Source organism: Marinimicrobium sp. C2-29 (assembly GCF_038419845.1).
In the GTDB taxonomy this organism is placed as follows: Bacteria; Pseudomonadota; Gammaproteobacteria; order Pseudomonadales; family Cellvibrionaceae; genus Marinimicrobium.
The window spans coordinates 112,258-123,534 of record NZ_JBCAQT010000015.1 but is presented as its reverse complement, the minus strand read 5'-3'; the positions used below and the strand labels follow the sequence as shown (position 1 = coordinate 123,534).

Sequence of the window (11,277 nt, the reverse complement as noted above, 5' to 3'; positions counted from 1 at the left end):
ACACCTCTTCTAGGGTGGTAGAATACCACCTTAAATGGTGTCCGGAATCATTAGACCACTTCAAATGGTGCCAAAACCAACCATGGCACCCCCTCCAATAAGGGAGACCACGTTCAGTGTGACAAGCTCTGCTATAGACCATAACTGAGGATGAAACCCCAAGACTAAGGCTATCATCGTGCCAATACTAGAAATTATTAAAAGATATCCAGTGAGCAAGAGCATCTATAGACCTTCTACATTTAACGCCCCCAAGCAGGAGCATATTTTGCGTCTTGAGCGCAGCGAGGCAAAATATCTCCGACTGCCTTGGCTTGTTAATAGGCTTTACTTCCAGAATTGCCACCACCGCTTCCGGTTAACCGAGTTTATTTTCTTGGCTTTATCGTAGCAAGCGCCACACAGCAGCTTTACACCAGCAAACGCTTCGGATTCATCATTCCAGTCCCCTACGCGATTGACGACATCTTCGCAGGCCGAACACCAAGAATCCGGGCGGGGGTTTTCTGGGCTCTCTTCCGAAGACCAGAATCCTCGCGGCTCACCATCTCGTAGACTTTGCACCACATGCTGGCAAACATACGTCGCCTGCTGCTTGCCGTGTTCGCAACATTCAATATAGTGATCCTCATCGATCATCTGCAATGCCTTTTAACGCCCTTGTTCAGCGGCAGCCTGCGGCGAAGCCGCATCTAGGCTGTCCGATGGTGGCACCACAGGTGCCGGAATGTACTGCAAAAGTTTGTTAAATATCACTCTGATGGCGGTATACTATGAAATAGTACGGTATCGTAGCTGCGAACAAAACGAAAATTGACAAAACAAGCCAGCCCCATTTCTGGCTTCTTACCATACTTCCAAGCATTCCTGCGATATGCAAGAAAACAGGGACTATTGATATGATAATCAACGGTCCAAAAATGTACTTCCCTGGTGGTTTTTCAAACGTGTCCTCCGCAAGACCACCACCAACATCTAGGCCTAAGACCTGAAGCAATAAGACGAGCAATATAAATATGCTTGTGTATAACGCAAAATACTTTTGATTCATGATCAGATTTAACGCCTGCAACTGCGGACGACTTGTAGTGACGAAGGTACCAAAAGGCGTTCCGACAGACTGCGTTTGTTAGCTGTGCTCGCGTTTGAATTTATCATAGTCTAGGTTGTAGATGGAAAGCGCAGCCCCATAGTACAGAAGAACCTCCCTAGCCCCGGCGCCGATACAAAGCTCACGATATAATCGCTCTTCGATTCCAGTAACCCCGCCCTCCAACTTTTCCATGGGCTGAAAAATGATTCTTGGGGAAGGGGCAAGCCACTTTACTCCATGTAGCTCCTTCACTCCGTGCATGACAATTTTCTCAGCGACCAGGAAATCGTGGACAAGCAGCCTGGGATGCTTAAACGGGTTCACGATACAATCACTCTCAATGGAGCTAAGATTCCTCACCTTATTGCCGATTTGGACCACAATAGGCCGCCCTTTTTTATCGTCCTTAAGGGCCATCAACGGCTCTTCGTCGTAGACTTTATTAGAACCTATGGCGGAAATCTTAAGTCTATCTCCCCATACCTGTATGTACAGATCGGTAGAAAACAATGACTGAATGTATTTTAATATACTCATTTCAATTTACAGCTAACGCCTTGGGTAAGCTGCCGGTGCGGAGCGCAGCGTAGTACCGTCAGCTTCACCCACTTGTTAGCAGATCTTGTCTCCGCGCACAGAACCACTGTCCAGCTGCCCATTCAACTAAAACTAATTTGGTCGAGATAACAAGCCCGTTCAGATTGATCGATGGAGAACTCGAGAAGAAGTACCTCGCCCGTCAGTTGGCACTCAACTTCCAATCCTGTTGGCACAATTAACTGTTGATCGAGATCGAAGTTCATACGGCTGACAATGTTGCATTTGTATTCTGCTAGCCTAAAGAACTTGCCATTCCCCGAGGGATACACTGCAATATGAGGCCGATCCTTTCCCGTATCCGCCTTCTTAGTCTCGCTTTCACCAGCCAATCCAAAAATCACATCAAAAAAGCACAACCCCGTGTCGCGCTGATTTCCTATACGCGCTATGGCGAATAGACCTTTTCTGCTTTTCGCTTTGAGCTTCTTCGCATTTTTTATCTTAGCGGTGAAGGCGCCACCTCCTTCCGATGCTGATGCAGACGCACTGCCCTTCGCATCAACTGATGCGATCCGCGGTCCTTTTTGCGGGACGCTGAGAGTCACCTCTGATGGTACTCCCTCACCTCCCTGCACAGTGCCTGTTTTCAATTCGATGGTCGGCTTGAACTCAACATCCTCGCCTGGTGTATAGTCAGGCATGACTTCAACACCTAGACCCGTACCCTCTGGGTCACTTATTTTCGTCCGAAATGGTACTTCCTTCCTTTTCATTTTGACTAAGAAACGTTGCCACGACTTGTCGCGTGCGAGGCAGCATTTCTTATATTTTTTGCCGCTTCCACATTTGCATGGCTTGTTTCTATCAGAGTTTTTGAATGCCATTAAGCGACCTGATTAGTACCTGCTAACACCTGCAGCATGCGCGCCCATGGAGTGGAGCCGAAGGCGCAATGTAATGGGCGTCGCCGTGCCTGCACTGGTTATCAATCATGTTGAAGCTGTCGCAAAAATAACCTTTTCCGCAAGGAATTTGACTATAGGTATATATTTTACAACAACATCTTCAGACTCGGACAAAGGAAGAAAGCAATCCTCCCGATTGTACTTATCGCTAGAATGAACAAGGGCATTTCTAATATGCTTTATAACAGTGGATGCATTATTAATTGCATGCCCCTTTTCAAGCTTAAACGGGAACCTTTCTCCAAATATTGTTTCCTTGGATTTAGTATAGATCTTCTCTCCCAGCCCATCTTCGAAGTCGGTGACAAATTCGATAAATTCTTGCTCAGACACATACTTTTTGAGCACACTAAAAAGCATTTCCTTTTCACTTGACGTGTTATCGTTTCGTTTTATTGCAGCAAGCAGTTTTGTTACATTTTTATAGCTGCATTTAAAATCAGGATCGTTCAACTGAGCACTCACTGCACTGAACAGTTCCTCATCCGAAACCCTAAGAAAGTAGAACTCAAGTATGTGGTAATAGGATAAAAATGCTTGGCTTGGGAATTGGCTACTTTTCGCTACCTTATAATATGTCACGACCGAATCTTGATAAGATGCGCGCGGTATTACTAGGCCTTCCTCACCGTCTTCGTCATCTGATTTTGGATAGATCAATCCTTTTGACTTGATTTCGTGACTCAGCTCCCAGCTTTCATCCTTCTTATGCGCCAGAGAAAACAGGCATGCCTTGACTGGTTCTATAGCAACTTCGTCGATTGTCTTGTTTCGAGGTTTTCTTTTAACGGTATATGTAGCTGTATGAAAACGAAAAAATAGATCTTCAATAAACATTCGCACCTGGCGAGTCCGGCCCCCTTGAACTGGGTTTCTTCTGTAGTATCTTCGCGCGATGCGATCTTTAATTCTTTCAAAAAGTCGTTCGTAACGGTCGGATTCAAAATAAGATAAAAGGTACTCTTTGCTTGCTTGAGTGATCAACACGGTGTTCTCTTTAGCACCTGAGAATTCATGCTCGACCTTGTAGAAAAAGCCTGGGTCTAGCCTGACGACCAGAAACTCAGCAGATTTATTCGATGTAAGTATTCGACGTTCGGAATCAAATTTGTATTGCCTTGCTTTGTAAAACCTTTCTATCGCGTCTTTCCATTCATCGTCGATTCGAATGAAGGTGACAGCTTCACCTACCTCTAGGCTGATACCGTCATCGACAACCTCGACATTGCAACCTAAATCAGTAAGTCTCTTTACAAAGTGAGTCAAACTCATCGATTCAATCCCATTGATTTATAACGCCGTGCACAGCGGCGCGAGCTTGCGAGCGTCCGGCGCCCGACCGGGCGCGAACTGATGCACTTGGTTATGTGTTTGCTAAACACACCACTCACCTATAGCGTCCGGTGACGAGAACCCATGCATCATAATGTCCTTCGGTGATTCACCGAAACCGAGGGCAAACTCATTCTCGAACTCCAGCGTAAGCAACCAACTGCTCCCCATCTGTGCAATAGCCAAGACGCTCGAATTCTTGTATTTCTCATAATCCTCACCGGCGACGCATGTTGATGTAACCAAAGCAGGCATTGGTTCAATTACGTGGTCAAAAAGTTTCTTGGAGACAGCTGCAAGGTGATCTTCATATGTTTTCCCCGCAGGGGTGATCAATTGCGACCCCTCCGCAATGGAATTTTCTATCTTCGCTATTGCTTCATTCTTTGTCATAGCTGATAACACACATAACATCTTTATATCGCGCATGCGTAATATCTCTCCGAGCATTCGCTCGAAGAGGAGTCGCTAGTGCGTTGATTTGGAAAGAATTTCATAGCAAACGTCCTGTCTGTCTAGGCTCGTAAACGCGCATGCGCGTTCTGTTCCCGGGTGGTGCGTGTTAATCTTCTCGCTGTTTTTGTAACGCTTTGATTTTGTTATTTATTTTCTTATGCTCCGGATAAGAACGAGCAAGCCGCTGAGGATTAGTGTGCATTATTTTGGCACGGCTGCCAATACACTGTATGGATTGTTGGTTTTTCAGGCAGCCGAATGGCCGCCTGAAAGCGGGTTCCGGGGCGCGTTACTGAATGGCCGAATACGCTGTTGCGGTCATGTAGACAGAGTCGATGTGTTTGACGATGGGGCCGTCTTCCCGGGATTTTTTGTACACTTCTTGCCAGCCCGGGTCGTTGCCAAATGCCTCCCAGCTTTCGGCGGCCGCTTCCCGGCTCTCATGCTCCAGGATGTAGATGAGCGTGTTGCCTGACTTGTCCGGATCAGTGGGCACCCAGTAGCCGACGTTGCGCATCCCGTGTTTTTCAAAAAAGCCGGTGGTGTGCTTCTCGAACCGCTCGTGCAGAGCGGGCAGCCGGCCTTCGTGGGTGGTATAGGTTCTGAGCTCGAAGACGGTGTCGGATTCCGCTTGCGCGGTGATGCCCACGGAGAACAGCAGGCAGGCCGACAGGGTCCGGATGATGGTTTTGATGGTCATTGTTGTTATTCCTCTGGTTGCATCTCGGTACTGGTGAGTAAAACACGAAAACTGCGCTGAAAGCCACTCGGGCTATCGGACCTCGATGCCCCGCTCGCGCATGTAGGCTTTAGCCTGGGGGATGGTGTACTCCCCGAAGTGGAAGATGCTGGCGGCAAGCACGGCGTCGGCGCCGCCTTCCTGGACACCGTCAACCAGGTGCTGGAGGTTGCCCACGCCCCCGGAGGCGATGACCGGGACGGGCACGGCGTCGCTGATGGCGCGGGTCAGGCCCAGGTCGAAGCCACTTTTGGTGCCGTCGCGGTCCATGCTGGTGAGCAGGATTTCACCGGCGCCGTTGGTGGCCATGCGCTCGGCCCATTCGATGGCGTCGATGCCGGTGGGTTTGCGTCCGCCGTGGGTGAAGATTTCCCAGCGCGGGGGTTCGCCTTCGGCGCTGACCTGTTTGGCGTCGATGGCGACCACGATGCACTGGGCGCCGAAGCGGTCGGCGGCCGCTTTGACGAAGTCGGGGTTGGCCACCGCAGCGGAGTTGATGCCCACTTTGTCGGCGCCGGCGTTGAGCATGCGGCGGATGTCTTCAATTTTGCGGATGCCCCCACCCACGGTCAGCGGGATGAACACTTCGGCGGCCATGCGCTCGACGGTGTGTACGGTGGTGTCCCGGCCCTGGTGGCTGGCGGTGATGTCCAGGAAGGTGACTTCGTCGGCGCCCTCTTCGTTGTAGCGTTTGGCCACTTCCACCGGGTCGCCGGCGTCGCGGATGTCGACGAACTGGACGCCTTTGACGACACGGCCGTTGTCGACGTCGAGGCAGGGGATGATGCGTTTGGCTAGGGGCATGGGGTACCTGCTGTGTCGGTTGCGGCGGATGCGCCTTAGGCTTATCCGCCCTACGGGAAGTTGGGGTAGGTGGCGCGGAGCTTGCCTGCCCTACGTTTGGTTGTGGCGGATGCGCTTACAGCTTATCCGCCCTACGGAAAGTTGTGGTGGATGCGGCTTGGGCTTCGAAACATCGGACCGACCCGCCCCACGTCGAGTTTGGGTGTTAGTTCGTTGTTGAGTCGCACCAGGTTTGGGCTTCGGCGACGTCCAGGGAGCCTTCGTAGATGGCCCGGCCGGTGATGGCGCCGACGATGCCCTGGTCCGAGACTTTGCTCAGGGCTTTGATGTCGTCCATGTTGGTGATGCCGCCCGAGGCGATGACCGGGATGCTGGAGGCGTTGGCCATGGCCAGGGTCTGCTCGACATTGACGCCCTGCATCATGCCGTCGCGTGCGATATCCGTGTAGACGATAGCGCTGACGCCGTCTTTCTCAAAGCGCTTGGCCAGGTCGGTGGCTTTGACTTCGGACACTTCCGCCCAGCCGTCGGTGGCGACCAGGCCGTTTTTGGCGTCCAGGCCGACGATGATGTGGCCGGGAAAGCGCTGACACATGTCGGTGACAAAATCGGGCTCCTTGACCGCCTTGGTGCCGATGATGACATATTGGACGCCGGCCTGGAGGTAGTGTTCGATGGTCTCGGCGCTGCGGATGCCGCCGCCAATCTGGATGGGGAGGTCGGGATAGGCCCTGGCGATGGCAGTCACGACTTCGCCGTTGACCGGTTTGCCTTCAAAGGCACCGTTCAGGTCCACCAGGTGCAGTCGACGGCAGCCGGCGTCGACCCAGCGTTTGGCCATGGCGACCGGATCGTCGGAGAAGACGGTAGAGTCGTCCATCAGGCCCTGGCGCAGGCGTACGCATTGGCCGTCTTTTAAATCAATGGCGGGGATGATCAGCATTGCGTTTGGGTCCAGTTGGGTTGTTCGGTTTTAGTGGGTTTGTGGCGGATGCGCTTACAGCTTATCCGCCCTACGGGTGGCTCGAGGTCAATGTAGGGCGGATAAGCTGTAAGCGCATCCGCCATTTCCCCCAGCCGTCACGGCTTGCCGTTCCAGGCGACGAAGTTGCGCAGCAGTTGCAGGCCGGCGGTGTGGCTTTTTTCCGGGTGAAACTGGGCGGCGAACAGGTTGCCTTTGCTCAGGGCGGCGGTGAAGGTTTTGCCGTATTCGCAGGTACCCGCCACCTGTTCCGGGTCGCCGGCTTCGACGTAGAAGCTGTGCACGAAGTAGAAGCGGCTGTCCTGCTCGATGCCGGCCCAGAGCGGGTGATCGTTATGATGCACCTGGTTCCAGCCCATGTGGGGGACCTTGAGCTTGTGGCCCGCCTCGTCTTTCAGGTCGTGACCGAAAAACCGCACACGTCCCGGCAGCAGGCCGATGCACTCGACGCCATCGTTCTCTTCGCTGGCGTCCATGAGCGCCTGCATACCCACGCACACACCCAGGACGGGCTTGCCCGAGGCCACCTGCTCGCGCAATAGCTGGTCAAACTTGAGGCGGCGGATTTCGGCCATGCAGTCACGAATCGCGCCCACGCCCGGAAACAGCACCCGATCGGCGGCGCTGACGACTTCCGGGTCGCTGGTAATCTGGACGTTCGCCTCCGGCGCCACATGACTGAGGGCGCTCGCCACTGAGTGCAGGTTGCCCATGCCGTAATCGATCACGGCGACTGTTTGCTGGCTCATAACGGCTCCGTTTACAGGCTACCCTTGGTGGAGGGCATCACGCCCGCCATGCGGGGGTCCATTTCCAGCGCCATGCGCAGGGCCCGACCAAAGGCCTTGAAGACGGTCTCGATCTGGTGGTGGGCGTTGTGCCCGCGCAGGTTGTCGATGTGCAGGGTGACATCGGCGTGATTGACAAAGCCGTGGAAAAACTCCGAGAACAGCTCGGTATCAAAGGCGCCAATGCGCTTCTGGGTAAAGGGGATGTCCATCATCAGCCCGGGGCGACCGGAGAAGTCGATCACCACGCGCGACAGCGCCTCATCCAGGGGGACGTAGGCGTGGCCATAGCGACGGATGCCTTTTTTGTCGCCCACGGCCTTGGCCACGGCCTGACCCAGAGTAATGCCAATGTCTTCCACCGTGTGGTGGTCGTCGATATGGGTGTCGCCGTCGCAGGTGATGTCCAGATCGATCATGCCGTGGCGGGCGATCTGGTCCATCATGTGCTCGAGAAAGGGCACTCCGGTATCGAAGACGCCCTTGCCCTCACCGTCCAGATCGAGACTGACGCTGATTTTTGTTTCCAGGGTGTTGCGATTGACTTGCGCTCGGCGATTGGCCATTGAGGTCTCCAGAAACCGGGACGGAACGGAAAACCGCGATTATACCGCCAGTCGCCCCTTGGGTGCCATGGCTGGTGGCGCAGGCGGGACAAAAGTAACATAGGGCTTTTGCCTGAGGAGAGCTCTATGCGCGTGCCACGGATATTCACCGATCAGCCGCTGGCCGAAGGCCAGACGGTGGCGCTGGAAGAGGCGCCGTCCCGGCATCTGGGGAAGGTGCTGCGCATGACCGCCGGACGCGAGGTGTTGGTGTTCAATGGCCAGGGCGGGGAACATCTGGGGCGCATTGTTTCGGTCGAAAAAAAGGCGGTGACGCTGGAGCTGACGGACTTCGATCCGCAGGACCGGGAGTCGCCTCTGGATCTGGAGTTGGCCATCGGCGTGTCGCGCGGCGACCGGATGGATTGGGTGCTGCAGAAGGCCACGGAGCTGGGCGTGTCGCGTATCACCCCACTGTTTACCGAGCGCACCGAGGTCAAACTCAAGGGCGAGCGCCTGGAGAAGAAGCTGAGCCACTGGCGCCAGGTGATCGTGAGCGCCTGCGAGCAGTGCCAGCGCAATCGCCTGCCTTCACTGGCTGATCCGGCCACACTTGGAAGCTGGTTGGACAATGCCCCGGCCGGGCGCCGGTTTGTTCTGCACCACCGCGACAGCAAAGGGCTGCCCGCGGAGGAAGCGCTCACCCAGGTGTCGCTGCTGGTGGGACCGGAGGGTGGACTCTCGGACGAGGAGATTGAGCAGGCCCGGGCGGCCGGCTGCGAGCCCCTGACCCTGGGGCCCCGGGTGCTGCGCACCGAAACCGCGCCGGTGGCGGCGGTCAGCCTCGCCCAGTATTTATGGGGAGACTGGTAGCCTTACCGGCTCAATTGGCGCTGGAACTACTGGACGACGAGCTACTGCTGCCGCCACTGCCCTCAGAAAGGCCCTGCACCTGCTCGACAATCACGATGTCTGCGCGGCTTTCAACGTAGTGAAACTCGAAGGGGCGATAGAGTACCGCTTCATTACAGACGGCATCCTCATCGGCCTCTATGCGCCGATGAGTCACAGTCACCTCGACCAGATCTTCCTCTTCGGTAATGTAGTGCGCTTCGATCCGGCGCAGATCCAGCTGTTGTTCACAGCCGCTTTCATCGATCCAGCCACCGTCGTATAACACGACCTGTCCCTCGTCAAAATTCGGCTCATTCACAAAGTCACCCGGGATGAGATAGGCGTTGAGCAGCGTATCGTAGTCTTCCGAATCGTCCATGACCTCCAGACGCTTGCCGTCGGTATCGGTCTCTGGCCGGCTCTGATCTCTGATGACATTGTCGTACACCACGAACGAGTTGACCCGCTCGCGAAATTCTTCCGGCTCTTCGGGCGGATCAAAGGGTTCCTCGCGCTCGCCACCGCAGGCGACCAAGAGCGTGCTCAAGGTCAGGAGGCTAAGCGTGCCGGTAAAAATGAAACGTGCCATGGTTCAAGGTCCTTCCAGGTATCAGGTGTTGCCGGGCCAGGGGTCAGGTGAGACGGTACGACCGGGATAAAGCGCCCCCGGGCGTGTCTGTGAGACCGCCCGGGCCAGGTAAAGGTTCAGACGCGGGTTTTGAGGTATTCCAGAACCCGCTGCTCAATGCCGGGCACATCGGGGATGACCGCGTCCTCCCCTGCCCAGCTCACGTGCATCAGCTCGCAGGGGCCCACCTCCTGGTCGTCTCGCACCTGCAATTCTTCCTGGGTGACCCGCGCCAGGCGCGGCAGACCCTGCACCAGCAGGGCCAGAAAGTGGATGTGATCGCTCACCCCGGTGGTATTGAATACCGCAACGCGGGCATCTTCGCCCGGCACCGGCCGCGAACTGCCGTTGAGCGTCTCAAAGGAGGCCAGGGGAATGGTCAGGTCGCGCCACCGGTAATCGCCCAGATACCAGTCGGGCGCTCCGGGGACAGTTTCAATCTCGCCAATGGGCACGATTTCCGCCACGGAGACGTTGGGCACCAGCAACAGCTGATCCCGGACGGGAATCAGCAGACTCGAGACTTCCCGAACGTCGGCGGTTTCAGTGGGCTGCGGGGTGTTCATGGGTTTGCCTTTCCTCAATGGTGTTCGGAGCCGATGCGCGGCAATGGCGTGCCAGCTGCTCGGCCAATTGACTGGGAGTGCCCGTGACACTGACACAGCCAGTGGCCAGGGCGGAATCGGGCATGGACGAGCTGGTGCAACTGTCCGGGGTCTGCGCCCAGACCTGCCCGCCCTGCCGGCGCACCAGGCGCGCCGCACAGGCACCGTCCTCGCCCATGCCGGTAAAGACGATCAGGCCGAGCTTATCGGCGTAAACCCGGGCGGCGTTGGCGACCAGCTCGTCCACCGAGGGCGCGTAGGGGCCACTCCAGGGCTTCCCAGGCACGCCCAGGGTCCCGTTTTCCAGAATATCGACCCGCTCACCGGCGCTGACAATCATCAGCCGGTCGGCCTGCAGAACCGCACCGGCACTCGCCAGCACCGCCGGATAAGGACTCTGGCTCATCATTTTGACCAGCGTGCCAGTGTAGTTGGCGTCGATATGTTGCACATACACAAATGCCACACCCAGCGCGGGTGGCAGTTGTGACAGAAACGTTTTGACCGCCGCCGGCCCACCCGTGGACGCAGCCAGCACCCAGAGCCGCGACGCCCGCGGCACGGTCTGCAGGTTGATGTCGCCGGCCAGCTGGCGGAGCTTCATCAGGGTGCGCTTCAGCCAGGCGGTATGTTCGTCACTGCCGGGGCGATAATCGCTGCTGTCACTGACAATCAGTGGCACCCGCACCTGCTCGAGCAGGGTGTCCACCACCGCGGGTGCCTCACCCTCGGGCGAGAGCGACGTGTCCACCAGCCAGGCATCCACGCCTTCCAATGGGGGCTCGGTCGCATCGGAAACCAGCTGATTCACCACCAGTTGGTGGCCGGCCTCGCGCACACTGAGCGTCAGATACTGACGCTTGAGCGGGGTGTCGACCAGCAGTCCGATCCGCAGGCTGGCCACCG

General features: G+C 55.8%; 14 protein-coding genes and 1 pseudogene. 1 reads left to right on the top strand and 14 read right to left on the bottom strand.

The genetic code is table 11. The annotated features are described in order from the left end of the window. Positions 1-327 precede the first annotated feature (327 nt). The 11 genes and pseudogenes from AAE484_RS14915 to hisB form a co-directional block, all read right to left on the bottom strand. Positions 328-639, bottom strand: a complete 312-nt coding sequence (locus tag AAE484_RS14915; RefSeq protein ID WP_341939219.1) for a hypothetical protein — start codon at positions 637-639, stop codon at positions 328-330. Positions 640-1,129: 490 nt separating this feature from the next. Then, positions 1,130-1,630, bottom strand: coding sequence for a rod shape-determining protein MreB (locus AAE484_RS14910; protein ID WP_341939218.1), 501 nt, complete (start codon positions 1,628-1,630; stop codon positions 1,130-1,132). A 122-nt stretch (positions 1,631-1,752) separates the two neighbouring features. Further along, the gene (locus AAE484_RS14905; RefSeq protein WP_341939217.1) at positions 1,753-2,334 is read right to left on the bottom strand and encodes a hypothetical protein; all 582 of its coding nucleotides are present in this window, start codon (positions 2,332-2,334) and stop codon (positions 1,753-1,755) included. Between the two features lie 108 nt (positions 2,335-2,442). Beyond that, positions 2,443-2,517, bottom strand: a pseudogene (locus tag AAE484_RS17490) (SEC-C metal-binding domain-containing protein); the annotation flags it as partial. Between the two features lie 105 nt (positions 2,518-2,622). Further along, on the bottom strand, positions 2,623-3,870 hold the full coding sequence (locus AAE484_RS14900; RefSeq protein ID WP_341939216.1) for a hypothetical protein: 1,248 nt from the start codon (positions 3,868-3,870) through the stop codon (positions 2,623-2,625). A gap of 102 nt (positions 3,871-3,972) precedes the next feature. After that, entirely contained in the window at positions 3,973-4,359 is a 387-nt protein-coding gene (locus AAE484_RS14895) for a hypothetical protein (protein WP_341939215.1), read from the bottom strand. A gap of 316 nt (positions 4,360-4,675) precedes the next feature. Then, the gene (locus AAE484_RS14890; protein WP_341939214.1) at positions 4,676-5,086 is read right to left on the bottom strand and encodes an NIPSNAP family protein; all 411 of its coding nucleotides are present in this window, start codon (positions 5,084-5,086) and stop codon (positions 4,676-4,678) included. 72 nt (positions 5,087-5,158) lie between these two features. After that, positions 5,159-5,929 carry an imidazole glycerol phosphate synthase subunit HisF gene (gene hisF / locus AAE484_RS14885; RefSeq protein ID WP_341939213.1) on the bottom strand — a complete coding sequence of 257 codons (771 nt, stop codon included), beginning with the start codon at positions 5,927-5,929 and terminating at the stop codon, positions 5,159-5,161. Positions 5,930-6,134: 205 nt separating this feature from the next. Beyond that, entirely contained in the window at positions 6,135-6,872 is a 738-nt protein-coding gene (gene hisA, locus AAE484_RS14880) for a 1-(5-phosphoribosyl)-5-[(5-phosphoribosylamino)methylideneamino]imidazole-4-carboxamide isomerase (RefSeq protein ID WP_341939212.1), read from the bottom strand. A gap of 137 nt (positions 6,873-7,009) precedes the next feature. Beyond that, positions 7,010-7,660 (bottom strand): imidazole glycerol phosphate synthase subunit HisH, encoded by a 651-nt coding sequence (hisH, locus tag AAE484_RS14875; protein WP_341939211.1) that lies wholly within the window; start codon positions 7,658-7,660, stop codon positions 7,010-7,012. Positions 7,661-7,671: 11 nt separating this feature from the next. Next, the gene (hisB, locus tag AAE484_RS14870) at positions 7,672-8,265 is read right to left on the bottom strand and encodes an imidazoleglycerol-phosphate dehydratase HisB (RefSeq protein ID WP_341939210.1); all 594 of its coding nucleotides are present in this window, start codon (positions 8,263-8,265) and stop codon (positions 7,672-7,674) included. A gap of 126 nt (positions 8,266-8,391) precedes the next feature. Here hisB and AAE484_RS14865 point away from each other — a divergent pair, with 126 nt between their 5' ends. Beyond that, on the top strand, positions 8,392-9,117 hold the full coding sequence (locus AAE484_RS14865; protein ID WP_341939209.1) for a 16S rRNA (uracil(1498)-N(3))-methyltransferase: 726 nt from the start codon (positions 8,392-8,394) through the stop codon (positions 9,115-9,117). 10 nt (positions 9,118-9,127) lie between these two features. On the opposite strand, the gene AAE484_RS14860 is transcribed toward AAE484_RS14865, so the two are convergent. The 3 genes from AAE484_RS14860 to AAE484_RS14850 all read right to left on the bottom strand — a co-directional run bounded on the left by AAE484_RS14860 (position 9,128) and on the right by AAE484_RS14850 (position 11,275). Continuing rightward, on the bottom strand, positions 9,128-9,727 hold the full coding sequence (locus AAE484_RS14860) for a hypothetical protein (RefSeq protein ID WP_341939208.1): 600 nt from the start codon (positions 9,725-9,727) through the stop codon (positions 9,128-9,130). Positions 9,728-9,843: 116 nt separating this feature from the next. Next, positions 9,844-10,332 (bottom strand): chemotaxis protein CheW, encoded by a 489-nt coding sequence (locus AAE484_RS14855; protein WP_341939207.1) that lies wholly within the window; start codon positions 10,330-10,332, stop codon positions 9,844-9,846. Further along, entirely contained in the window at positions 10,310-11,275 is a 966-nt protein-coding gene (locus AAE484_RS14850; RefSeq protein ID WP_341939206.1) for a chemotaxis protein CheB, read from the bottom strand. The genes AAE484_RS14855 and AAE484_RS14850 overlap by 23 nt, the downstream gene beginning before the upstream one ends. Positions 11,276-11,277: the final 2 nt, after the last annotated feature.

Bases quoted from the DNA above. Each gene is read 5' to 3' on its own strand.
- AAE484_RS14915 (WP_341939219.1), bottom strand. From the start codon at position 639: ATGATCGATGAGGATCACTATATTGAATGTTGCGAACACGGCAAGCAG.
- AAE484_RS14910 (WP_341939218.1), bottom strand. From the start codon at position 1,630: ATGAGTATATTAAAATACATTCAGTCATTGTTTTCTACCGATCTGTAC.
- AAE484_RS14905 (WP_341939217.1), bottom strand. From the start codon at position 2,334: ATGCCTGACTATACACCAGGCGAGGATGTTGAGTTCAAGCCGACCATC.
- AAE484_RS14900 (WP_341939216.1), bottom strand. From the start codon at position 3,870: ATGAGTTTGACTCACTTTGTAAAGAGACTTACTGATTTAGGTTGCAAT.
- AAE484_RS14895 (WP_341939215.1), bottom strand. From the start codon at position 4,359: ATGCGCGATATAAAGATGTTATGTGTGTTATCAGCTATGACAAAGAAT.
- AAE484_RS14890 (WP_341939214.1), bottom strand. From the start codon at position 5,086: ATGACCATCAAAACCATCATCCGGACCCTGTCGGCCTGCCTGCTGTTC.
- hisF (WP_341939213.1), bottom strand. From the start codon at position 5,929: ATGCCCCTAGCCAAACGCATCATCCCCTGCCTCGACGTCGACAACGGC.
- hisA (WP_341939212.1), bottom strand. From the start codon at position 6,872: ATGCTGATCATCCCCGCCATTGATTTAAAAGACGGCCAATGCGTACGC.
- hisH (WP_341939211.1), bottom strand. From the start codon at position 7,660: ATGAGCCAGCAAACAGTCGCCGTGATCGATTACGGCATGGGCAACCTG.
- hisB (WP_341939210.1), bottom strand. From the start codon at position 8,265: ATGGCCAATCGCCGAGCGCAAGTCAATCGCAACACCCTGGAAACAAAA.
- AAE484_RS14865 (WP_341939209.1), top strand. From the start codon at position 8,392: ATGCGCGTGCCACGGATATTCACCGATCAGCCGCTGGCCGAAGGCCAG.
- AAE484_RS14860 (WP_341939208.1), bottom strand. From the start codon at position 9,727: ATGGCACGTTTCATTTTTACCGGCACGCTTAGCCTCCTGACCTTGAGC.
- AAE484_RS14855 (WP_341939207.1), bottom strand. From the start codon at position 10,332: ATGAACACCCCGCAGCCCACTGAAACCGCCGACGTTCGGGAAGTCTCG.